The 23681-nt window shown below is 62.0% G+C and carries 21 protein-coding genes; 5 read left to right on the top strand and 16 right to left on the bottom strand.

What is annotated here, in order from left to right; all coding sequences use genetic code 11:
- The first annotated feature begins 65 nt into the window (after positions 1-65).
- The gene (gene clpA, locus ACZ1HH_RS09685; protein ID WP_472636517.1) at positions 66-2402 is read left to right on the top strand and encodes an ATP-dependent Clp protease ATP-binding subunit ClpA; all 2337 of its coding nucleotides are present in this window, start codon (positions 66-68) and stop codon (positions 2400-2402) included.
- Positions 2403-2613: 211 nt separating this feature from the next.
- Here the strand turns inward: clpA and ACZ1HH_RS09690 are convergent, their stop codons facing one another.
- The 5 genes from ACZ1HH_RS09690 to ACZ1HH_RS09710 form a co-directional block, all read right to left on the bottom strand.
- Positions 2614-3210, bottom strand: a complete 597-nt coding sequence (locus ACZ1HH_RS09690) for a hypothetical protein (protein ID WP_011539417.1) — start codon at positions 3208-3210, stop codon at positions 2614-2616.
- A gap of 120 nt (positions 3211-3330) precedes the next feature.
- Positions 3331-3633: a hypothetical protein gene (locus ACZ1HH_RS09695; protein ID WP_044026843.1), complete on the bottom strand. Its 303-nt coding sequence runs from the start codon at positions 3631-3633 to the stop codon at positions 3331-3333.
- Between the two features lie 278 nt (positions 3634-3911).
- Positions 3912-6266, bottom strand: coding sequence for a peptidoglycan -binding protein (locus tag ACZ1HH_RS09700; protein WP_472636518.1), 2355 nt, complete (start codon positions 6264-6266; stop codon positions 3912-3914).
- Positions 6267-6269: 3 nt separating this feature from the next.
- The gene (locus tag ACZ1HH_RS09705) at positions 6270-7448 is read right to left on the bottom strand and encodes a hypothetical protein (RefSeq protein WP_011539420.1); all 1179 of its coding nucleotides are present in this window, start codon (positions 7446-7448) and stop codon (positions 6270-6272) included.
- 78 nt (positions 7449-7526) lie between these two features.
- The gene (locus ACZ1HH_RS09710; protein ID WP_472636519.1) at positions 7527-8054 is read right to left on the bottom strand and encodes a gamma-glutamylcyclotransferase; all 528 of its coding nucleotides are present in this window, start codon (positions 8052-8054) and stop codon (positions 7527-7529) included.
- A gap of 68 nt (positions 8055-8122) precedes the next feature.
- Between ACZ1HH_RS09710 and ACZ1HH_RS09715 the strand changes: the two genes are divergently transcribed.
- Positions 8123-9136: a DUF2125 domain-containing protein gene (locus ACZ1HH_RS09715; protein WP_472636520.1), complete on the top strand. Its 1014-nt coding sequence runs from the start codon at positions 8123-8125 to the stop codon at positions 9134-9136.
- 68 nt (positions 9137-9204) lie between these two features.
- Here the strand turns inward: ACZ1HH_RS09715 and ACZ1HH_RS09720 are convergent, their stop codons facing one another.
- From ACZ1HH_RS09720 to ACZ1HH_RS09735, 4 genes are all read right to left on the bottom strand, one after another.
- Entirely contained in the window at positions 9205-10068 is an 864-nt protein-coding gene (locus ACZ1HH_RS09720) for an extensin-like domain-containing protein (RefSeq protein WP_487320257.1), read from the bottom strand.
- Entirely contained in the window at positions 10068-11000 is a 933-nt protein-coding gene (locus tag ACZ1HH_RS09725; protein ID WP_472636522.1) for a prephenate/arogenate dehydrogenase family protein, read from the bottom strand. The genes ACZ1HH_RS09720 and ACZ1HH_RS09725 overlap by 1 nt, the downstream gene beginning before the upstream one ends.
- The gene (gene hisC, locus ACZ1HH_RS09730; RefSeq protein WP_472636523.1) at positions 10997-12085 is read right to left on the bottom strand and encodes a histidinol-phosphate transaminase; all 1089 of its coding nucleotides are present in this window, start codon (positions 12083-12085) and stop codon (positions 10997-10999) included. The genes ACZ1HH_RS09725 and hisC overlap by 4 nt, the downstream gene beginning before the upstream one ends.
- A gap of 381 nt (positions 12086-12466) precedes the next feature.
- On the bottom strand, positions 12467-13891 hold the full coding sequence (locus ACZ1HH_RS09735; RefSeq protein WP_487320258.1) for an aminotransferase class V-fold PLP-dependent enzyme: 1425 nt from the start codon (positions 13889-13891) through the stop codon (positions 12467-12469).
- Between the two features lie 106 nt (positions 13892-13997).
- On the opposite strand from ACZ1HH_RS09735, the gene ACZ1HH_RS09740 reads away from it, so the two are divergent.
- Positions 13998-14459, top strand: a complete 462-nt coding sequence (locus tag ACZ1HH_RS09740; protein WP_416368841.1) for an Lrp/AsnC family transcriptional regulator — start codon at positions 13998-14000, stop codon at positions 14457-14459.
- Between the two features lie 45 nt (positions 14460-14504).
- Here the strand turns inward: ACZ1HH_RS09740 and ACZ1HH_RS09745 are convergent, their stop codons facing one another.
- From ACZ1HH_RS09745 to ACZ1HH_RS09770, 6 genes are all read right to left on the bottom strand, one after another.
- Positions 14505-15140 carry a GNAT family N-acetyltransferase gene (locus ACZ1HH_RS09745; RefSeq protein WP_472636524.1) on the bottom strand — a complete coding sequence of 212 codons (636 nt, stop codon included), beginning with the start codon at positions 15138-15140 and terminating at the stop codon, positions 14505-14507.
- A complete protein-coding gene (locus tag ACZ1HH_RS09750; protein WP_011539430.1) occupies positions 15044-15631 on the bottom strand; it encodes a PA14 domain-containing protein in 588 nt (195 codons plus the stop codon). The genes ACZ1HH_RS09745 and ACZ1HH_RS09750 overlap by 97 nt, the downstream gene beginning before the upstream one ends.
- Before the next feature lie 195 nt (positions 15632-15826).
- The gene (gene rpsD / locus ACZ1HH_RS09755) at positions 15827-16447 is read right to left on the bottom strand and encodes a 30S ribosomal protein S4 (protein ID WP_011539431.1); all 621 of its coding nucleotides are present in this window, start codon (positions 16445-16447) and stop codon (positions 15827-15829) included.
- Between the two features lie 437 nt (positions 16448-16884).
- Positions 16885-17946 (bottom strand): Hint domain-containing protein, encoded by a 1062-nt coding sequence (locus ACZ1HH_RS09760; RefSeq protein WP_487320259.1) that lies wholly within the window; start codon positions 17944-17946, stop codon positions 16885-16887.
- A 132-nt stretch (positions 17947-18078) separates the two neighbouring features.
- Entirely contained in the window at positions 18079-19020 is a 942-nt protein-coding gene (locus ACZ1HH_RS09765) for a lipid A-modifier LpxR family protein (protein WP_472636525.1), read from the bottom strand.
- A 174-nt stretch (positions 19021-19194) separates the two neighbouring features.
- Positions 19195-19596, bottom strand: coding sequence for a rhodanese-like domain-containing protein (locus tag ACZ1HH_RS09770; RefSeq protein WP_472636526.1), 402 nt, complete (start codon positions 19594-19596; stop codon positions 19195-19197).
- Between the two features lie 191 nt (positions 19597-19787).
- Between ACZ1HH_RS09770 and ACZ1HH_RS09775 the strand changes: the two genes are divergently transcribed.
- Positions 19788-21086, top strand: a complete 1299-nt coding sequence (locus ACZ1HH_RS09775; protein WP_487320260.1) for an NAD(P)/FAD-dependent oxidoreductase — start codon at positions 19788-19790, stop codon at positions 21084-21086.
- Between the two features lie 52 nt (positions 21087-21138).
- Here ACZ1HH_RS09775 and ACZ1HH_RS09780 read toward each other — a convergent pair whose 3' ends face one another.
- Entirely contained in the window at positions 21139-21945 is an 807-nt protein-coding gene (locus ACZ1HH_RS09780) for a helix-turn-helix domain-containing protein (protein ID WP_472636527.1), read from the bottom strand.
- Positions 21946-22043: 98 nt separating this feature from the next.
- On the opposite strand from ACZ1HH_RS09780, the gene ACZ1HH_RS09785 reads away from it, so the two are divergent.
- Positions 22044-23672 (top strand): sulfatase-like hydrolase/transferase, encoded by a 1629-nt coding sequence (locus ACZ1HH_RS09785; RefSeq protein ID WP_472636528.1) that lies wholly within the window; start codon positions 22044-22046, stop codon positions 23670-23672.
- Positions 23673-23681 lie beyond the last annotated feature (9 nt).

Raw genomic sequence — 23681 nt, forward strand, 5'->3', positions numbered from 1 at the left:
ATGGGACAGGACCGGCCCGCCCGGTGGCGGACGATCCCCATAACCCAAGACAGAGGAGCACGCCCGTGCCTTCATTCTCGAGCACACTGGAACAAGCCATTCACGCGGCGCTGGCGCTGGCGAATGAACGGCGTCACGAATTTGCAACCCTGGAGCACCTGCTTTTGGCCCTCACCGAGGAGCCGGATGCCGCACGCGTCATGCGTGCCTGCAGCGTGAACCTCGACGAGCTGCGATCGACCCTGCTGGAATTTGTCGACGAGGATCTGGCCAATCTGGTCACCGACATCGACGGTTCCGAAGCCGTGCCCACCGCAGCCTTCCAGCGCGTGATTCAACGCGCAGCCATCCATGTTCAGTCCTCCGGCCGCACCGAAGTGACCGGCGCGAACGTGCTGGTAGCAATCTTTGCCGAGCGCGAGAGCGACGCGGCCTTCTTCCTGCAGGACCAGGACATGACGCGCTATGACGCGGTGAACTTCATCGCGCACGGCGTTGCCAAAGATCCCGCCTACGGCGAGAACCGCCCCGTGACAGGCGCCAGCGAGTCCGACGAAGAAATCGGCGGCGGTCCGTCCATGGGCAGCCCAGAGGGCGAACAAAAAGAGTCGGCTCTGGCGAAATACTGCGTCGACCTCAACGCCAAATCCCGCGAAGGCGACATCGATCCCCTGATCGGGCGCGACAGCGAAGTCGAGCGCTGCATCCAGGTGCTCTGCCGCCGCCGCAAGAACAACCCGCTTTTGGTGGGGGATCCCGGCGTTGGTAAAACCGCCATCGCTGAAGGTCTCGCCCGCAAGGTCGTGCAGGGCGAAGTCCCCGAGGTTCTGTCGGAAACCACCATCTACTCGCTCGACATGGGCGCGCTTTTGGCCGGCACACGCTATCGCGGTGACTTCGAAGAGCGGCTGAAGGCCGTGGTGACCGAGCTTGAAGAGCATCCCGATGCGGTGCTGTTCATCGACGAGATCCACACCGTGATCGGTGCAGGTGCCACCTCGGGCGGGGCAATGGATGCGTCAAACCTGCTGAAGCCTGCCCTGCAGGGCGGCAAGCTGCGCACCATGGGATCCACCACCTACAAGGAGTTCCGTCAACATTTTGAGAAGGACCGCGCGCTGTCGCGTCGCTTCCAGAAGATCGACGTCAGCGAGCCTTCGGTCGAAGACAGCATCGCGATCCTCAAAGGGCTGAAACCCTACTTTGAGGACCATCACTCGATCAAATTCACATCGGATGCGATCAAATCCGCGGTGGAACTTTCGGCGCGCTACATCAACGACCGCAAGCTGCCGGACAAGGCCATCGACGTAATCGACGAAGCCGGCGCCGCGCAGCACCTTGTGGCCGAGAGCAAGCGCCGCAAGACCATCGGAGTCAAGGAGATTGAGGCCGTGGTGGCCAAGATCGCCCGCATCCCGCCGAAAAACGTCTCCAAGGACGATGCCGAGGTGCTGAAGGACCTCGAGGCGAGCCTGAAGCGCGTGGTCTTTGGTCAGGACGCAGCCATCGATGCGCTGTCTTCAGCGATCAAACTGGCCCGTGCCGGGCTGCGCGAGCCGGAAAAACCCATCGGGAACTATCTCTTTGCGGGCCCCACCGGTGTCGGCAAAACCGAGGTGGCCAAGCAGCTCGCAGATACGCTTGGGGTGGAACTCCTGCGCTTTGACATGTCGGAGTACATGGAGAAACACGCGGTCTCCCGCCTGATCGGCGCGCCTCCGGGCTATGTCGGCTTTGACCAGGGTGGTCTCTTGACAGATGGCGTGGACCAGCATCCCCACTGCGTGCTGCTTCTCGACGAGATCGAGAAAGCGCACCCGGATGTGTTCAATATCCTCCTGCAGGTAATGGACAATGGCCAGCTCACGGATCACAACGGCCGCACGGTCAATTTCCGCAACGTGGTTCTGATCATGACCTCCAACGCGGGCGCCTCGGAACTGGCGAAATCCGCCATTGGCTTTGGCCGCGACCGGCGCGAGGGTGAAGACACAGCCGCCATCGAGCGCACCTTCAGCCCCGAATTCCGCAACCGTCTGGATGCCACGATTTCCTTTGGGCCGCTGCCCAAGGAGGTCATCCTGCAGGTGGTCGAGAAGTTCGTTCTGCAGCTTGAGGCGCAGCTCATGGACCGCAACGTCTCGATTGAGCTTACCCGCAAGGCGGCCGAATGGCTCGCGGACAAAGGCTATGATGACAAGATGGGTGCGCGCCCCTTGGGCCGCGTCATCCAGGAGCACATCAAGAAGCCGCTTGCAGAAGAGCTCTTGTTCGGCAAGCTCTCCAAGGGCGGTGTGGTTCAGGTCGGCATCAAGGACGGCAAACTTGATCTTCGGATCGAGGGTCCAGGCAAGCCCCGCCTGAGCGGCAACAAACCACCGCTCCTGACTGCGGAATAGCGCTGCTTCGGCACCACACAGGAAGATCACGCGCCCGCCTCTGACCTCAGACGGCGGGCGTTCTCTTACGCACGGCTCAAATGCCTCAGGCCCTCAACTTCATCAGGCCCTCAACTGCCGCAGGCCGCGACAAGGTCGATGCTGCGCCGAAGAGGCCGCGGCACACGCTCCAACCGCGGTCGAGGGCGCTTTTCGAACAAAAAACGAGAGATCAGGCGCGGGTTGCCGGACCACGCAGGGCGCGAAAGATCATCATCAGTGCGATCATCAGCACGATCTGCCCGATCATGTCTCCGACAACAAAGGACGCCAGTTCCCAGAGCGTCCCATCCGGCGCAATGATGCCCGAGAAAATCAGCGTCTGGCACACCGAATTGAAGACCGATGCCAACAGCCCGGTCAGCAGCAGTGTCCGCCAGTTCACCCTGCGCCCGCCACCCGCATAAGACGCGACCCCAAGGAGGCGCAACACCTCAAACGCGGCATAGGCGGACAACACGCTCATCAGGATCGACACCGACATCTTGCCCTGCATCAAGTCCAGAATATGCGAGCTGGTAAAGATCATGTTGGCGGCCACTGCACCAGCAATGAGCGGGAGGATCGCGCGCCAACCTACCAGCCAGATGCTCAGAACCCTGACGCCATGCGGCAGATAGGCCAGGCTTGCGATCACCGACACATCATCGAGAAAGAAACGCTGCGCAGGGGCGATCACCCAAATCGTGACGCCGTGGCAAACGATGTAGGTCAGCGCGATCAATCCAAAGCCGCTCAGACCAGGGGCAAAACCGTCAGATCCTCTCATACCCAAGCTGTAGAGGCGAATGCGCGCGGTGGCAATTCCTCTCGGCGACGACCTTGAGGAAACTGTTTTACGGTAACATAATGAAATGAAGCGTCAGATTTTGCGGCTCTAGATCAGGTTTTAGTCGTGCAGCAGATCCTTGCGCACCATGTAGTGCTTGGCCCGTGCGCCTTCTGGTCGCTCTAGAAAGCCGAGCTCCAGGAGCGACCGAAGCGCGCGGTGGAACGTCGCCTGCGCGATGCCTTGGGTCAGGGGGTGCTGGCGGATCTGGTCGGACACGACAAGCTGGCCCGGCACATCTGTCAAACGATGCGCGGCCTGAAAAACGTCCTTCTCAGCGGGGCTCAGGCTTTCCAGCCCGATATCACGCTCCATCTGTCGCAGCATGTCACGCAGTTCAAATATCGCGCGCAATCTGTCCAAAAACGTCTCTCCTGAAACCAAACCGCTCATATTGCGGTCAAACACACGTCCCTATGCCAAACTGTAACACAAAGCGCAGCAGAAAAAACTCTCACGGGTGATAATTTATTGGAAAATCGCCTGAGTTGTGCTAAAAGTTGTCTGGGCGAAACCAATTAAGCCGTGAGTGGTGGTGCCGTCCTCATTTCAAATTCCCATTTTCAGCATGCAGGCTCTGGCAGGTCACACTGCCGGAGCCTTATTTTATGGTGGATTATCCAAAACGACGCCACCGCCTGTCAGCGTTCCGTAAGCTTCAATTCGATTCGGCGGTTCTGCGCGCGCGCCTCAGGCGTGTCAGCTGGATTGACCGGCTGGAACTCGCCAAATCCGTTGGCCGCAAGACGTCCCGGGGGGATGCCCAGCTCATCAATCATGTAGCGCACAACCGAAAGCGCCCTGCCCTGGCTCAGCTCCCAGTTGTCGGCGTATTTGCCCGCCCCAACAAAGCGCTGGTTGTCCGTGTGCCCATCCACACGGATGATCCAGTTGATGTCATCCGGGATGGCGGCGGCGACGTTTTGCAGGATGCGCGCCACCTTGGCGATTTCGGCCTTGCCGGCCTCTGAGAGCTCGGCGCTTCCCAGTGCAAACAGCACCTCGGAGGCAAAGACAAAACGGTCGCCTTCGATGCGTACACCTTCCTGATTGCCCAGGACGCTGCGCAACTGACCAAAGAACTCGGAGCGATATTGCTCCAGATCCTTGGCTTCATTGGCGAGACGTTCGCGCTCCGCCTCAAGACGTTTGCGCTCCTGTTCTTCGAGCATGCGGCGGCGGCGCTCTTCAGCGGCGGCACGCGCAAGCGCTGTATTCAGATCCTGGCCCAGGCTCTGGAGCTGAATCCCCTGTGCTGCGTCCCGTTCCTTGAAATCGTCCAGAAGCGACTGCAGCCCACCAAGCTGTTCACGCAGCGCCGCCACCTGCTGATTGAGCAAGGCCGTCTCGCGGCGCGCGTCTTCCGAGATCTGTTTTTCCTCCGCAAGTGCAGCGCGGGCCTGCGCCAAGAGATCCGCGCGCTGTTCTGCGAGGGTGCGCTGTTCGGAAATCTCCTGCGCAAAATCGTCTTTTTGCGCCAACGCGGCGAGAAGACGGCTCTGCAGAACCTCCTGATCGCTTGCCGCAGCCTGCGCCCGTTCCAGCGCCTCAAGCGCGATGAGCAAACGCTGTTCAACCGAAGCGCGTTCCTCTGCAGTGGAACTCGCAGCCGCGCGGGCTGCAGCCAGATCGGCCTCGGCACGCGCCAAACGCGTTTCAAGCCCACTGCGGGTTTCTTCTGCCTGACCACGCAGCGCGGCAAGCTGGTCTTCCAGATCACGCCGCGTGGTATCGGCCTGTGCCTCGAGGGTCGCAAGGCGATCTTCCAACGCTCGGCGCTCGGCGTCAAAACTCTCTTGGGCGGCGCGCAGTTGGGCCTGATATTGGCTCTCGGTTTCCACCGTCTGCGCCCGCTGTCGGATCAGCTCCGCCTCAAGGCGGCTGCGCGTATCTGCGGCCTCCTGGCGCGCCGTCTCCAAGTCTGCAGTCAGACGCTCGCGGGTTGCAGTATTCTCGTTTCTGACGCGTTCCAGCTCCGCTTCAAGCGCCGAGACTCGCGCCGTTGCCGTGCTTTCGGTGACTTCCATCTGGGCCAGAACGCGGGTCAGGCGCTCGGCCAACTCGTCGCGATCATTGACCTGCGCCTTAGCTTGCTCAATCGCGGCCAAGGCCTCTTCAAGCTCCGTATCAAGCTGGTCGCGCGCCGCCTCCGCAGCCGCCAGAAGCGTCAGCGTGTCCTCGGCCTTCTTGCGCTCTTCTTCCAGCGCAAGCGTCATTGCAGTGAGTTCCGCATCCGCGTTTTCCAACCGCGCGCGCAGGGCCTCTGCCGCAGCGGCCTCAGCCAGCCGGGTCGCCTCTTCTTCAGAGAGCGCCTCTTCGAGCGCACTCACGCGTTCAGACTGCGCCGCCCCTTCTGCGCGCAGATCCTCCACCAGCGCCTGCAAGGCCTCAGTCTGAGCGGCGGCAAGACGGGCGGCTTCGGCCTCCGCGTCCACCTCTTCGCGCAGTTGGGCCAATGCAAGGTTCAGCGCCTCCTGTTCGGAGAGCAACTCGCTGCGCGCCGCATCAAGCGCGTCCCGCTCGGCGGTGAGATCGGCAATCTGAGCCTCGGCACTTTCACGACCAGCGATCAGAGCCGCCACCTGGGCCTCAAAGTCGGAAATCTGCGTGCGGGCCGTTGCAAGATCCGATCTCGCGGCATCACGTTCCTGCGTCAGGGCGCTGATCCGCGCGGTCTGGTTCGTAATTTGCTCTCGCGCGGCATCAAGATCAGAGCGCGTCGAGGACAGCGTCGCCCCCAGCGCGCCCAGTCGGGCCTGCAACTGGCTGGCCTCGCGTTCCTTGACGCCAAGTGCCTCTGCCAGCGCCCGCACCTCGGTCGAGAGTTCATCAAGCTCGGACTCCTGACCCGAGATCGTCTCGCGCAGCACAAATTGCACCACCATAAAAATGGTGAGAACAAACATCAGAACCAGCAAAAGCCCGGTCATCGCATCCACGAAACCGGGCCAGATCGAGCCTTGAAACCGTTGACCAGTGCGCCGCTTGAGGGCCATGGGTTAGCTCTCTTTCCGCGCCGCGCGATCCATGCCACGCGGGCCTGCGAAAGCTTTGACCAGCAGGTCGATGTCCTTGCGCAGCTCCGAGAGGCTCTCTTGCCGTCCAGCGGAGATTTCCTCGAGGATGCGCAGCATTTGTACGTCGATCGAACGCAGGCGCATGCGGCTCTCGGCGTCGATGCCAACGTCACCATGGGCCCGCATCAGTTCGGCGAGCGTCTCCTGACCAACCGCGACACGCTCGAGCGCACCGGAAATCGACGCCACATCATCCTGACGGCGGTTCATGTCCTCGATGGTGTCGATCAGGCGCGAGAGCTTGCCTTCGACCTCCGCGCGTCCCTTAGCGGTTTCCACAAACATCGCCTGAAGCGCGTCCATCTGCTCCGCCATGGTATCAAGCACTCCCGCCACGAGGTTGCTGTCGCCGGTGCCGCCCTCCTCGCCCGAGGAAAAACTCACACGGGTGAAGGACGACAGCCATTCCTCGAGTTCGCGGTAAAAACGGTTCTGCCCGTGCCCTGCAAAGAGTTCGAGCAGGCCCACGATGAGCGATCCCGCCAGCCCCAAAAGCGAGGAGGCAAAGGCCACGCCCATACCGCCCAGCTGCGATTCAAGTCCCGTCATCAGCCGGTTAAAGATAGCGACACCCTCTTCGCCATCTTGGGGCGCAAGGCTGCGGATGGTGTCGACAACAGCTGGCACCGTGGTCGCCAGACCGTAAAACGTCCCCAAAAGACCAAGAAAAATCAAAAGGTTGACGATATATCGCGTGATTTCGCGCTCTTCGTCGATGCGCTCTGCAACGGAATCCAGGATGGAGCGAGTCGAGGCCGAGCCAAGCTGCATCCGCGCCCCCCGCGAGCGCAAGAGCGCAGCCAGTGGCGCCAGCATCGAGGGCGCGCGATCCTCGTCGGTGGTGACGCCGGCAGCGAAACGCTCAATCCAACGCACCGAGTTGATGAGCTGCATCACCTGCCAGAAGGTCGCCAAAACCCCGACGATGAACACAAAGGCGATAAAGCCATTAAGATAGGGGTTGGCTTCAAAGACCGGCATCACCCGCGGCAACGCCATAAAAGCGCCCGCCCCCGCCAGTCCCAATGCAATCAGCATCATGACAACCTGACGCACCGGCTGTGAAAACTGTGGCCGGCCTTCGCGTTCGTGATGCGCCATTTCTTTGCGGCTCCCGATAGGCTTTGTCTTGGTTCTGCGCCTGCAGCCTAGACCGAAAGTCCCATGGTCGCCAAGGATTTATGATAAAATATGTCGGACCCGCTCCGTGAGCCAGTTGAGGTCCGGATCGCTGAGGCCGATTTCATCGAGATGGCCCGCAGTGTTGAAGAGATATTCGCTGTTGGGACCGCGCCCACCGACCGCATGGGCGATGATCTGCGCCTGTTCTTCAAGCTCCAGATGGCAATATTGCACATGATGGGGGTCGATCACATAGACCACGGCATTCACGCGCTCGCCGCTCTCGAGGTCCACATCGAGAAACCGCTCCACATAGGCCGAAGAGATCAGCTCACGTTCGCGCAGGGCCGTAAGGGTCGCCTCCTCGTGGCCTGCCTCCACACTCAGGGCCAGCCCCTTGCAGTGGGCCTCGTCCTGTTCGTCGAGCGCCAGTACCAGCCCCGGAGCCTCTTCGCTGCCACGATGGTGGATTGATCGCATACAAAAGGAGCGCGCATAGCCATGCAGCGTCGCCACCTCGCGGCGCGCAACGGGGAACTCCGGGTTCCACAGAAGAGAGCCGTATCCAAATACCCACATCGTCATGTTACTGGTCCTTTGTTGCGAACGCCTATAAACAGCAAAACGTCCACAAGCAAAAGGGGTTCCACGGCATGAAACGCGGTCTGAAGATCCTGTTTGGGCTTTGTGTGGTCTGGTCGCTCTATTGGGCCGTTGCCGCATGGGGACTACGACAGAGCGTTGCTGGCTGGTTCGAGCAACAGGCTGCGCGGGGCTGGCAGGTGGAAGTCAAAGAGATCACCGCGCGTGATGGGTTTGGCGGCTATCCCTGGCGGCATGTGACCCGGATCGCGCAGCCCGCCCTCGCCGATCCCGGCACCGGGGCCGCATGGCGTGCGGACTGGCTGGAGCTGCAGAGCCCCGCGATCTGGCCCGGCCACCAAAGCCTGCGTTTTGCCGACGGCGACCAGCGCCTCTCCTACTATGATCAGACCGCGGTGATCACGACCCAGGGACTGCAGGCCGATCTGTTCCTCGCGCCAGGCCTTGCACTGGAGCTCGAAGAACTGGGGCTCACCTCGGGGAGCTGGCGCATTGGCGACGACGCTGAAGCGACGCTCTCGGCGGATGACCTGAGCCTGCGCATGGTGCAGGGATCGGTGGCCGAGTCCTATGAAATCAGCGCCGAGGCCCGCGCCTTTCGCCCCGGCAAGGCGCTGCGCCGCCTGCTGCGCGCCGCGCCCAAACTGCCGCAGGCCTTTGAAACCCTTAGCCTTGCGATGGATGTGACCTTTGACAAAGCCTGGGATCTCTCCGCGCTGGAACACCGCCGCCCCCAGCCTCGTCAGATCGACCTTGCGCTGCTGGAGGCTCATTGGGGCGAGATGCGCCTCAAGATGTCGGGCGCGCTCGAGGTTGACGAGGCTGGCATTCCCACCGGAGAAGTGGCCCTTCAGGTGGAAGCCTGGGCGGAGTTTCTGGAACTGGCGGAAGATACCGGATTGCTGAGCCCGACGCTGCGCGAGCAGGCCAGCCGGGTTGTGGCCGTGATGGCGCGTGCGAGCGGCAACCCGGAGGATCTCGACATTACGCTGGGCTTTCGCAATGGCAACATCACGATCGGCCCGATCCCCCTCGGTCCGGCGCCGCGGCTGATCATCCGCTAACTGAGCGAAAAGCCTGTCATGCCCGTACCCGCACAAATGCGCAGGTGTCGAAGCAAGGTCCGGTTGGATCAGCGACAGTAGCGCCCGCTGCGATGACGCGCCACATCAAGGTGGAAGTGATCGCGGTGATAGATGTCCGCCTCCGGCCCGAGCACCGTGCGAAACGGACCACAGGCCGCTTTCCAGATCTGCCGGAGCGCTCTGCTTGTCGACGCATCGGCCCAGCCCCTCAGGACGCTCACCACGGTCCCATCTTCGAGCTTGAAGCCCGAAATATCGATGGCACGGCCACGCCCATGTTCCGAGATCTTGGCGCCAGGACGGTTGTTGCGCGTGCGACAGCTGTAACCCGCCGCAACCCGCAGCTCCACGACCCGGTTGGAGCGCCCAAAGGCGGTCTCCACATCGCGCGACACCCATTTGTTGAGCGCCTTTGCAGTCTCGCAGGTCATCACTGCAGGCCGGCTGAGCCCTACGCCAGAGATCGACCGCACGCGCACGGCATCACGCGCTCCGCATCCCTGCAGCGTTCCGGCAATATTGCCCGCCTCTTCGCCCTGAATATCGATGTCGCCGCAAACGGATCCCCGGCGCCGCTTTGCGCGGCCAAACAGCACCTGTTGGGTGAATTCGGGTGTGCGCATCATGGGACGAAGGGTGCCATCGGGTGCAACCGGGATCTGCTCGGTCGGGCGGGCTGCGGCGGCAAGAATCTGAGCCGATACCGGGCGCAGCTGCGGTCGCAGTGCAGGGGCGGGTTGAGGCAAGATCGCAGCAGTGGCAATCGCGGAGACGCGTGCAGACTCGGGTGTCGCTCCTCCACGCACCGCAGGGGGGCGCAGCGTCGTTTCCGGAGCCGCCACAACAGGCATGCCCGTGAACGCGACACAGGCCAGGGCCAGCCCGGCCAGCGTATGCCGCGCCAACGCCATCACTTTTTCGCCCCGCGACCAAAGTCGGGTGCCGCGGTGTCCTGACCGGCTTCGATAATGCCGCGCCGGATCGAGCGGGTGCGAGTGAAATAGTCATGCAGATGCTGACCATCCCCGGTCCGGATCGCGCGTTGCAGCGCAAAAAGCTCTTCGGTGAAGCGGCCAAGAATTTCGAGCGTGGCATCCTTGTTGGTCAGGAACACATCACGCCACATGGTCGGGTCCGAGGCCGCAATCCGGGTGAAGTCTCGAAACCCCGCAGCCGAGTATTTGATCACCTCGCTGTCGGTGACGCGGCGCAAGTCATCCGCCACCCCCACCATCGTGTAGGCGATGAGATGCGGCGTGTGGCTTGTCACCGCTAGCACCAGATCGTGGTGGTCGGCGTCCATCTCGTCCACATGCGCGCCCATGCCTTCCCAGAGTGCGCGCAGCCGCGCAACGGCCTCTGGCGCGCTGCCGTCCACTGGCACCAGAAGGCACCAGCGGTTATCGAACAACTCGGCAAAGCCCGACTCGGGACCGGAATGCTCGGTGCCCGCAAGCGGGTGGGAGGGCACAAAATGCACGCCTTCGGGGATATGGGGTGCCACATCCTCGATCACATGGCGTTTCACCGACCCCACATCCGAAACGGTCGCTCCCGGCATCAGCGCCGGGGCAATCTCGGCGGCCACGCCCCCCATCGCCCCCACCGGCACACAGAGCACCACGAGGTCCGCGCCCTCCACCGCTGCGCTTGCCGTGTCGCAGACCCGATCACACAGACCAATCCGACGCGCGGTGTCTCGGGTCTCCGCGCTGCGGGCGTAGCCGGTGACTTCGCCTGCAAGGCCTGCGCGTTTGATGGCCCAGAACATCGACGAGGCAATCAGCCCAAGTCCGATCAGCGCCACGCGGTTGTAGACGGGCTTGGCGGTGATCTCGCTCATTCTGCCGCCCCGGCCTTAAAGTCCTTCACCGCTGCGGCCACCGCACGACAGGCGGTCTCATCGCCGATGGTGATCCGCAGCGCGGTGGGCAGGTTGTAGCCCGCGACCCGACGCACGATCAGGCCGCGCTGCTTGAGGAAATCATCACAGGACTCGGCCTCGGATTGCGAGGCAAACCGCGCCAGAATGAAATTGGTGCAGGAGGTATCCGAGGGCACCCCGAGTTCTGCCAGCTGATCCGCCAGCCAGCCTCGCCATTTGGCATTCTCAAGGCGACAGCGCTGCACATAGTCAGTGTCACGCACGGCAGCCTCAGCGCCTGCAAGCGCCGTTGTCGAAACATTGAACGGCCCGCGCACGCGGTTCAGGACATCGATGATTTCCTGTGGGCCATAGGCCCATCCCACCCGCGCACCGCCAAGACCGTAGATCTTGGAAAAGGTCCGAGTCATGACGACGTTGTTGCGCGCGGCGATCAGCTGAGCACCTGCGTCAAACCCCTCGACATATTCAGCATAAGCGCCGTCCAGAACGAGGATCGCATCCTCCGGGATACCGTCAGCGAGGCGGGCAACCTCTGCCTCAGAGATCATCGTGCCGGTGGGGTTGTTGGGATTGGCGATAAACACCAGCTTGGTCTGCGCCGTGCAGCCCGCAAGGAGCGCATCCACATCGGTTACACGCTCGCGTTCCTTGACCTCCACCGGGGTCGCCCCGGCGGCCAGCGCCGAGATGCGATACATGGCAAAACCATGCTCGGTATAGAGCACCTCGTCTCCGGGCCCGGCATAGCACTGGCACAGGAAGGCGATAATCTCGTCGCTTCCGGCACCGCAAATGATGCGCTCGGCATCGAGCCCGTGAGTCTCGGCGATAGCGGCGCGCAAGGTGGCATGATCGGAGCTTGGGTAACGATGCATCGTGGCTGCGGCTTCGGCCATAGCCTCAACTGCGGCCGGGCTGGGCCCAAGCGGGTTCTCATTTGAGGAAAGCTTGGTCACATTGCTCACCCCGTCCACATGGGCCGCGCCCCCCTGATAAAGCGCGATGTCCATGATACCGGGTTGCGGCGTGATTTGGGTCATATCGTCTGAGCTCCTTGGCGAACCTGTTCCTCATAACGCCAAGAGCGCGATGGGAAAAGGCGCAACTGCGTGAGCAACCGGATCAGCGCTTTGGAGCGCGCAGTCTTCACACCGCGATCACCGTATCCACCCGCGCCAGCAGGCCCGCGATCAACGCCGGCCTCAAGCGCTTGGTCAACAGCTGATGTCTCGCGGCAAGTATTCGCTGCCGGCGCGTCTCTGTTCGCTGGCGGCATTGTCGGCGTGACATATCGTCAGGCTCCGCACGCAGACTGCGCCTCGATAAAGCCCCCCTTTCGAAGCGGGGGCGGCGCGGGCAAAGCCCGAGGCGAAACATCCCGGGCCTCGGATCCCGTCCCGGCATCAAAGACAGGGTAGTCTTCAGGCTGCCCGTGGCTGGAAGCGCGCGGTGCTCGGATCCGCATCGTAAGCTGCCGCGATATCTTCGGCCTCCAGCACCAGCGCCTTCACGCTCTCGATCACATAATCCACGGTCTCTTCGGCCATCAGGTAAGAGAAGTTCAACCGCACCCAGCCCGGTTTCTGCAACTCCCGCCCGGCAAGAAGATCCCCAAGCAGGGCCTCAGACTGAGGCTCGTCGATCTCAAGCAGCCGGTGTGCATAAGGTCCCGCGCAGGCGCATCCACCACGCGCCTGAATGCCATAAACATCGCTGAGCATGCGGGTGAAGAGTTGCTGATGCACCGGCGCACCGGAGGCCCCTTCCACGGTAAAGGAAAAGATCGGCAGCCGGTGGGCATGCGCGTGCCCCAGAAGCGTCAGCCCCGGCACATCCGCCCAGGCCGCGCGCGCCTTTGCAGCGTACTGCGCCTCGCGGGCCTCGATCTGCTCCTGCCCCACGGCTTCCTTGACCAAAAACGCCAGCGCCGCACGAATGTCACCCACCACATTGGGCGTGCCGGCTTCTTCTCGCGCGCTGAGACTGTCAGCGTAGCGATGCGACCAAGGCGAGACAAAGCTCACCGTGCCCCCCCCTGGCCATGAGGGGTTTTGCGCCCGCACCGCATCGCGGCGCAGCACCAGAACGCCAGAGGCCCCCGGCCCGCCCGGAAATTTGTGCGGCGACACCACAACAGCGTCCTTGGGCTCGGCGCCATGCGCGCCCATGTCGATGGGCAGATAGGGCCCACCCCCGGCATAGTCCCAAACCGCAAGTGCGCCATGCGCGCGCAACAGCCGCGTGACCGGGTCGGTATCGGTGATGATCCCCGTCACGTTCGACGCCGCCGAGAAGCTGCCGATCTTCAGATCCGCCTCCGCATGCGCAACCAAGGCCGCCTCAAGGGCTGCGAGATCCACGCCGCCATCAGGGCCTTCGGGGATTTCGACCACCTCGGCGCGGCTCTCGCGCCACGGCAGGATGTTGGAGTGATGCTCGTAAGGGCCGATAAACACAACCGGGCGCGTGGCCTCTTCAATCCCCAAAAGCTTCACCAACCGGTTCAAACCCGCCGTGGCACCGGAGCCTGCAAAGATCACCTCGCAGTCGTCCCCCGCACCCGTCAGCCGCGCGATTTCTGCCCGCGCCTCACGCCGCATCCGGGTCACATACTGCCCGCAATAGGACGCTTCGGTGTGCGAGTTGGCATAAAACGGCAGGAGCTTTTCGGCAATGAAGTCTTCGACTGGGCGCATCGCGCGCCCAGAGGCCACATAGTCTGCATAGACCAGCGGCACGTCGCCTCTGAGGCCGGGAATCATGACCCCTTCGCCAATCAATGTCGCGGCCAGTTGCCCCGCGTCCGCTGTGTTTTTGATCGACGTTTTGAACTCATCAAAGATCATATGCGCGCCCTCATTGCTATTTCTGCAATGATAGACCACCTATGAGCGTTCATTTTCACCTAAGTTCACGGGTGACAGCGGTATATCCATTTCATATGATCGATGAATGTCGAAGAACTTAGATCAGATTGACCGCGACCTTCTGCGCGCGCTGCAGCGTGATGGCAGCCTTTCGCAACGCGACCTCGCGCAGCGAGTCGGCCTTTCGCAGAATGCCTGCTGGCGACGGCTCAAGGCCCTGCAGGACAAGGGCATCCTGCGCGGCACCCGGGCCGAACTGGACCGCAGCCAGCTCGATCTCGGTCTGGTGGTGTTTGTCATGTTGCGCACACGGCATCACTCCGCAGAGTGGCTGGCGCAGTTTCGCCGCCATGTGCTGACGATCCCGGAAGTGGTAGATTTTCACCGCATCGGGGGCGACTACGACTACCAGCTGAAGGTGGTGACCCGGGATATGGCGACCTACGACAAGGTCTACCAACGGCTGATCGCGGGCGTCGAGCTCGATAGCGTGACGTCCTATTTCGCCATGGAAGCCATTGCCGAAAGCCGCCCGCTGCCGGTCTGAGGGGCATACGCCCGTCACCACAACGCGTGTTCACGACGCATGACCTCAGGTGGTGAGAACCAGCTTCTTGCCCACCGCCGTCGGCGTTTCGCGATAATCGACAAACCCCATGGCGCTGTAGTAGCCCAAACCTTGCACGTTATCGGCGCCGATCAGGGCTTCGATCGCGGGCAAACGCGCAGCCTCCGCCGCCGCGCGCGTCACTGCAAACAAGTTACGCCCAATCCCTTGCCCGCTCGCCTCAGGATGGAGATGCGTGCCGATCACGCCCCATCCCGCCGGCGCACCATAAGGATTGCCCTCCGGCGCAATCTGCAAGGACTGAAACCCCAGCAGTCGCCCCGCAGAATCAATCGCGACCGAACAGGCGATGCGATGGCTATTCTCAATGTAAGTCTCGCGTATAAATGCCGCGTCTCCTGCGGTCTTGCGCCTCCCCGCTGACGCAGAGCCTCCAACACGGCGGCAATGCTTTCGGCGTCCGCTGACACGGCCGGTCGAATGGCTATCATATTTTTTCCGATGAATTACTTGAAAAATAAGGGGCGAAGATCGCGGCGCACCTCCCCTGCCCCCTTTCGATTTCAGTGCCCAAACGCCGCGTTCGGCATCCACTTCGGACGTTTCCCCGCAGGCCCTGCCCGCATGTGCAAACAGGCGGTATTGGTGCGCTGGAACCACAACGCCTTGAGCGGATACCAGCCCGCTTTCGGGACTTCGACCTCCACAGCAAAGGTTTCCTCGCAGGGCTGGCGTCCATCATACTCCCCAACCACCTGACCGCCTACGGTGGCATGCAGCCCGTCATTGGTCAGAAAGTCGATCGTATACACCCCCGGCCTTTCAAACCGGACGTAGCCGCGAATATCCGCCACCACGCGCTCGGCTCGTTTGGCAGTCAACACGTTTTGCCCAAGCTCGGTATCGCGATAATCCAACCCCGCAAGAGGCGCCCCCTGCTCGACCTTGTATTTGAGCGCATTGCGCGCAGCAGAGAGCGTTTTGACGTCGGCCGGATAGGCGTAGCGCACGGATAGTCCCGGCTTCAGATTTGAGGGTTGCGGATCAGCCGGCGTGAGCTTCAATGGCGCAGCCAGTGCCACGGCCGATAGTGCAACGGTCAATGTCGCGGCCCCCGCCAACGCGCGACACAGGGTGGAAATCTTCGACATAGTGGTCTCCCCAATCTCAAAGGGGCACAGTCTTGGCTGCGATGCCCCGGCTTTTACGCTACCCTAAGCGGCAAAACCCCTGAACCCCAAGCCTTAGCTGCACGCACAGCGGACAAATGACCAAAATGCAAAAAGCCGCCCCAATCGGAGCGGCTTTCGCAATGTCTCTGCATGCGCCCGAACGGCGCTGCGAACTTAGTTTTTGGCGTAGAATTCGACCACGAGGTTCGGTTCCATGACGACCGGGTACGGAACGTCAGCCAGGCCGGGTGCGCGCACGAAGGTGGCGGTCAGCTTGGAGTGGTCCACTTCGATGTAGTCAGGCACGTCGCGCTCGGCGAGCTGAACAGCCTCGAGAACGGCAACGTTCTGCTTGGACTTTTCGCGCACTTCGATCACGTCACCCTCTTTCACGCGGTAGGAGGGGATGTTGACGCGCTTGCCGTTCACCAGAACGTGGCCGTGGTTCACGAACTGACGGGCCGCGAAAACGGTCGGCACGAATTTCGCGCGGTAAACGACGGCGTCCAGACGACGCTCCAGCAGGCCGATCAGGTTTTCACCGGTGTCGCCCTTCACACGCTCGGCTTCGCCATAGATGCGGCGGAACTGCTTTTCGGTCAGGTCGCCGTAGTAGCCCTTGAGCTTCTGCTTGGCGCGCAGCTGGATACCGAAGTCAGAGAGTTTGCCTTTGCGGCGCTGACCGTGCTGGCCGGGGCCATATTCGCGACGGTTCACCGGGGACTTCGGGCGGCCCCAGATGTTTTCGCCCATGCGGCGGTCAATTTTGTACTTGGCAGACGTGCGTTTGGTCACGGCTGATCTCCTTTATATTTGGCTCCGCAACTCGCTCCGAAAACCGGTTCCCACTTTTCGGGTTGCGGACGCGCGCGACGCACAACCGTCAGAACCAGATCAGGCTCGCCACGGCGATAAAGGGCGTTGTCCTCTTGGATTTGGATCTGATGATCCTCGACCTTGACAGGCATCCCCTTGCGGGGGCCACCAACACCAATGAAGTCGCGCTTCTACAGGAACGCGGCAGGGTGTCAAGCGCGAAGCTCAGGCGCTAGCCCAAATACCGGGGAATTCCCGCGCAGGGGCGTTGCCCCTCTTGGCCTTCGGCCAATTCACCCCAGGATATTGTGGGTTAGAAGAAGCCGCAGGTGCTCCCTCCTTCTTCTAACGTCAAATATCCCGGAGCGCGAGGCAGAGCCTCGCACATAAGAAAACTCAGCGCCAAAGACGCTCCATTAGGCTGCGCTATGCCTGAGAATCGCAGCCTCAGAGGCTGACAGATTGCGCCGCGCAAATGCCCCGTAGCTTGCGGGGTCATGCTCGATCGAAGGCAATCTGCGCAACAGTCGCTTGCGATCCATATCATCAAGCGCGCAAAGGGCTGCGTGGGCGGGGTGGAAGCTCTCGGTCTCGACGCCATTGGCCCAGATCACCTGGTGGTGTTCCAGAAGCAGGTGGACATAAGTCACCTCGCGCACGGTGGTGTCCACATCAATGGTATGCCCGTTGATGAGATCCCGCGCCGCCACCAACACCTCGGATTCGTTAAACAGCGCCCGTGCCGCCGCACCACGCACAAGCATCCGATGCTCTGGCGAGACCAGCAATTCGCGCTCCGGGCGGTCAATGCCCAGGGCTCCGGCGCGGATGCGGACCGGACGCAGCGCGGGCATCACAAAGAGACGCGCACCGCTCATTCGGCGCACCCCGATCCATTGCACGACCTGGGCGCCGTTGTCGCGGGTCTGAACCCGGTCGCCTTCGCGCAGGCTTTCGACGGGCTTTGGCCCTTCGGGGGTGGCAATGCGCGTGCCCGGGGTGAAACAGATTACCCCCGGGTTCTGTGGAGCTTGGTCCGCGCCCATGTAGCCAAGCGCGTGATGGACCACCCAGAGATCCGTGTTGCGCGGCGGAATGTCATCGACAAACATCAAGAGTGGCGGACGTCCACGCCCCGCCTCGATCACCGTCACGGTGTAGCTCTGCACGCCGTTGGTGACAATGAAACTACTGTCGGACACAGGATCGTCAATCTCGATCGCATGAACATCGCTGCGATTCTGCACGGCAGCGCCCACAAGGCGTCTTACCGTGCGCGCTGCACGGCGTCGGAGGTCCTGTTCTCCATCTGCCATATCCAGACGCAGCAGCTCTGAGGGTCCATCCACGCGCAGGGCGTCGCCATGCCATGACCACGCGGCTCCCACGTCGAGTGCCGCAACAGGTGCAGCATCGAGCCCATCAATTTCCGTTTGCGTCCAAGAGATGACAAACGTGCCTCGAAAGCCCGTCTTCATCCGCTCTAGCCTGCCTCAGTTGAGTTGATCTCAATCCTTAACGAAGCGTTAACAAATCAGACCCCTAGGCGAAAGTCTTAATGTCTGACCAGAGGGTCCTTTTCACACGCGCACCGTGGCGAAAAAATCACTTTAAAAGGTCCAGCGCAGACGCAGAGAGCCAACCAGTTGCCCTTCGGGCTGGCTGGAGAGCTCTTTGCCCAGATAGGTAATCCCGTAAAAGAAGTCGCGCCCATCGCCTTGCCAATGCAGACCCGCGCGCAGGCGATCGCGGCGTGCGTTCAGATCATAGCCCCGTCCCTCGGGCAGGTAGACGGATTGCGCCACATGCGCCACATCTGCCCCAAGCGTGAAGCTGATGCCGCGCGTTTCATACATGGTTCTATAGCGTTGTCCGGTGACAGGGTCGCGCACCATGAGCTCGCCAATGCCGGCCGACCCGAAGGTCCAATCCGCGCCAATGCGCACCAAGGTCTCATCCCCTGCCCGCGCTTCGACAAAGGGGCGAAGGTGACTGCGCGGGCCAAGAGAAATGGTTCTGCCAACCTCGGCCACCAGGGTCGGGCGAATGGTATTGGAGACCTGCGCCGCTCGTACCGCGTCGGATGGGCGCGTGGTATTGGCGAGGTCGTGCAGCGCATCCTGAAAGTCATCGAGTCCTGTTTGCGGGCCGATGAATACGAGATCCCCACCGAGCGAGAGCTCCAGCGTGCCGCGCCGCATATGGGTATGCACCCCGAGCGACAACGCCCCGGCCCAGGGCCGATCTCCGGCTGCCGGAGAGCGCAGGTTATCTGGCGCCAGAATCTGACCGAGGAAACGCAGTTCCAGAAGTTCGCCGAACCCCGCAGGAGCCTGACCGTCCCACCCGAAGCCATAGATCCGCGACGACGCCACCGAACCGGTGCGCCAGCGGTCCTTTCCATCCCCGATCAGATCATTGTCGATCAGATGACCATAGCCAATGCGATGACGTTTCAAAGGTTCTGCTCGGACCGGATCGGCTGCAAATGCAGCGCCCGTCGCAGAAAGCGCAATCGCGGCGCACAGAGCCAGCGCAAGAGATCGGATCATGGGTGTACCTGCTGGAGGAGAGGGTCTTTGGTTGGTTACATCTGATTAACCATCCTCGCAGCACCCCACTAGTGCAGCCGCGCCACAGATGCGCGCAAAGCCCGACTCCGCTGCCTTGGAATAGCCCTGTTTTGGGCGGGTTTTGAACGCCTTATGCGACTCTGCCGGCGAAGCTTAGGACTCGTCCACAGGCTCCACCACCGGCCCGCCAGCAGAGCGCCAGCCGGAAAAACCATCGCTGATATGCGCGGCCTCGAACCCCATATCCTGCAAGAGCGCAACCGAGAGCGCCGAGCGCCAGCCAGAGGCGCAATGGAAGATAAACCGCTTCTCCTCGGCAAAGATCTCTTTGAAATAGGGGCTGTCGGGATCGACCCAGAACTCCAGCATGCCTCTTGGACAGTGAAAGCTACCGGGGATGAATCCCATGCGTTGACGTTCACGCACATCGCGCAGATCGACAAACACCACATCGGGCGCATCATGCAGCGCAATGGCGGCGGCGGCGTCGATCTCTTCAATGCGGGCGCGGGCGGCGGCAACCATCTGTGCCGATGAGGTCTTGAGCTGAGCCATGAAGGCCTCCTGAACCGTTTGACCTCAACACTCTAGGAGGCGCGGGGCGGCAAGACCACCCCGCATGCGCCACGCCGTGCGCTCTGCTGTTCACAGCGATTGACAGCTGCCCTGCCCTGCCCCAGTGTCGCCTCGACGCCGGGCCGACTGCGCCCATTCGGCAGACCCCCAAAACACTCGAGGAGCCCAGCGTGCGCGCAGACACATCCCTGTCCCAATCCAACGCCGAGCCAATCTCTTTGTGGGACCATTCGTCCGAGGAGCCCGCCTACGCAAATCCAAACGCCCGTGAAAGCCGCGTTGACGTGGCGATCGTCGGAGGTGGCTACACGGGTCTTTCGACCGCGCTCCATGGCGCGCTCAAGGGGCTGTCCTGTCATGTGCTGGAAGCCGCAGAAATCGGTCACGGAGGCTCCGGGCGCAATGTCGGGTTGGTCAATGCCGGGCTCTGGCTGCCGCCACAGCAAGTGGAACACCTCTTGGGCAAGACGCACGGCGGCGCCCTTGTGCGCACGCTGGGCGAGATGCCAGACTATGTTTTCTCGCTGATCGAGCACCATCAGATCCGCTGCGAGGCAACTCGCGCGGGCACGATCCACGCGGCCCACGCCGCCTCGGGCCTGCGCGATCTCGAAGCGCGCGCCGCAGGCTGGCAGGCACTTGGCGCTCCGGTGCGGCTGCTGTCGGCCGAAGAAACCGCCGAGAAGACCGGCACCGTCAAATTTCACGGGGGCCTCCTGGATGCCCGCGCGGGTACCATCAATCCGATGGGGTATGTGCGCGGATTGGCCCGCGCCGCACGGGCCGCCGGGGCCGAGATCTCCACGCAGACCAAGGTACTGTCGCTGCAGAAAGACGGTGCGGACTGGAAAGTGGAGACCGATCGCGGCGTGATTACCGCTGGACGTGTGGTCCTTGCCACTAATGCCTACAGCGCGGACCTCTGGCCGAAACTGGCGCAGAGCTTTACCCCAATCCATTTCTTCCAACTTGCCACGGCCCCCTTGGGCGCTGAGGCCAGCGCGATCCTCCCCGATGGTCAGGGCCTTTGGGACACCGGCAAGATCATGTTCTCTCTGCGCCGCGATCGTGCGGGGCGGCTGATCATCGGCTCCATGGGGTCGGTCGTGGGCGGCACCGCAGGGCTCTCGCGCCGGTGGGCGGAACGCAAGTTGCGTCGCCTGTTTCCAGATCTTGGTACACTTGACTTTGAGGATGCTTGGCACGGGCAGATCGCCTTCACTCCGGACCATCTGTTTCGCATTCACCGCCTCGACGAAGGGCTCTATGCACCGGTGGGCTATAACGGGCGCGGCATAACAACCGGGACACTGTTTGGTCGGGCGTTGGCGGATCTTTTTGCCGGCGCACCCGAAGAGAGCCTGCCGCTGCCGATCTCTGACCTTGTGCCGGACAGGGGGCGCGCTGTGAAAACACAGCTCTATCGGAGTGCGTTTCTCGCCAAACAGGCGGCAGAGAGCATTCTCTGACACCAGGTGGGGCGCCCGTAAGACGCGCGCTGACCTGAAACTCCGGGGCGCATCAGTTCGCAGCGTCCTCCCACACGGCATCAAGCGTGGCGTTGATCTCGGCGGCCGCGGTTTGCAGTGCCTCAAGATGCAGGCGCGCGAATTCTTCGACAGGTTTGTAGGGCCTGAGCCAGAGCACCGACAGACCGCCCACCACGCGCCCACGGGCCTTGATGGCGACGGCGATGGCGCGCAAATCGGTGTCCCAATCCGGATCGCTCATCGGCGCAGAGAGGCGCTCTGCATAGCCCACTTGGCGCACCTGTTCGATCCGCGCCATCAGCCCCGCGAGGTCCAGCCCGAAACGCACCGGACCCCACTGAAGATCGGGCTTGAAGGCCTCGTAGATGGTGGCGATTTCAGAATCTTTCATCTCTGCCAGACAGGCGAGCCCGGTGGCCGAGCCAAAATGGCTGACACGCTGGTTGATCTGGCCGCGCTCGACGTGAAAGGTGCTGGCGTGGCGGGTATTGTCGATGATCCGCATCGCACGCGTTTCGCGGATATGGATGTCGGACGGCCAGCCAATCTCCTTGGTCAACGCAAGCGCCCGCGGGATCGCCGCCTCTGAGATATGCAGCATCCCCTTTGGCATGACCTCGCCCGAAATATCTGGAAATACAACCAAGGTCCGATAGAGCTTGTCTGCAAGGGAACGGCGCACAATCTTGCGCGCAATCAAGGTCTGCAAAAGACGGCGCAGCGTGCTCTTGGGCAGGCCTGTCGCCCGGTGCAGATCCGCAAGCGACATCGCTCCCTCGCGCGCGAGGGTTTCCAGAATTTCGATACCACGATCCAGAGAGCGATTTTCTTTCAGCATATCTCGTCATGCCACCCAGCGGCATGTTTTGCCAAAGGGTTTTTGTGCCTCCCGACCTAACCTATCGTCGTTTTGGCACTCGGAACAAGGCATGCGCTATGAATATTCTCTTTATCATGTTCGACCAGCTCCGGTTCGACTACCTGAGCTGCGCGGGCCACCCGCATCTCAAGACGCCTCATATCGACCGGCTGGCCGAGCGCGGCGTGCGGTTCACTAACGCTTATGTGCAATCCCCGATCTGCGGCGCCGCACGGATGAGCTGCTATACCGGGCGCTATGTGTCCAGCCACGGGGCGCAATGGAACAACTCGCCGCTGCGGGTGGGCGAATGGACCATGGGGGATCACCTGCGCAAGGCGGGCATGGGCTGCTGGCTCATTGGCAAGACCCATATGAACGCTGACAGCGAAGGCATGGCCCGCCTCGGTCTCAGCCCCGACAGCGTGATTGGCGCACGCCAGGCCGAATGCGGCTTTGACGTCTGGATCCGCGACGATGGCCTCTGGGCCGAGGGGCCGGACGGGTTTTATGACCAAAAACGCAGCCCCTATAATGAATACCTTAAATCAAAAGGTTACGCGGGTCACAACCCCTGGCACGACTTCGCCAATGCGGGTCTTGAGGGCGAAGAAATGGCGTCCGGCTGGTTCATGGCCAATGCGCAGAAGGCCGCAAATATTGCCGAGGAAGACAGCGAAACCCCGTGGCTCACCACCAAGACCATCGAGTTCATTGAACAGGCCGAGGGGCCATGGTGCGCGCATGTGAGCTATATCAAGCCGCACTGGCCCTATATCGTGCCCGCGCCCTATCACGACATGTACGGACCGGAGCATGTGCTGCCCGCCGTCAAAGACCCCGCGGAGCGCGACGATCCGCACCCCGTTTATGGGGCCTTCATGGGCAATGCCATCGGTCAGGCCTTCTCGCGCGAGGAGGTCCGACAGGCCGCCATCCCCGCCTATATGGGCCTCATAAAGCAATGCGACGACCAGATGGGGCGGCTGTTTCAGTACCTTGAGGACACCGGCCGGATGAATGATACGATGATCGTGATCACCTCTGACCACGGCGACTATCTGGGCGATCACTGGCTGGGCGAGAAGGATCTCTTTCACGAGCCCTCCGTCAAAGTACCGATGATCATCTATGATCCCCGCCCCGAAGCCGACGCTACCCGGGGCACCACCTGCGATGCACTGGTGGAAAACATCGACCTGCTCCCGACCTTTGTGGAGGCCGCAGGCGGCGAGGTCGCAGATCACATTCTGGAAGGCCGCGCGCTTACACCATGGCTGCATGGCCAGACACCCGAAGCGTGGCGGGACTACGCAATCAGCGAATACGACTATTCCGGCACGCCGATGAGTGTGAAGCTTGGCATCGCCCCCCGCGATGCGCGGCTGTTTATGGTGACGGACACGCGCTGGAAATTCATGCACGCCGAGGGCGGCCTGCCGCCAATGCTGTTTGATCTGAAAAACGACCCGCAGGAATTTCACGACCTTGGCCGCAGTCCAGACCACACTGAGGTGATCGATATGATGTATGCGCGCCTCGGGCAGTGGGGGCGGCGCATGTCGCAACGCATCACCCGCTCGGACGCGCAGATCATTGCGGGGCGCGGCGCTTCACGCGGCAAAGGCATTTTGCTTGGGGTCTATGAACCCGAGGACGTCCCCGCTGAGTTAACCGTAAAATATCGCGGCAAACCGCCGACCTGAGACAGAATG

The sequence above is a fragment of the Epibacterium sp. HA2-3 genome (assembly GCF_055693725.2).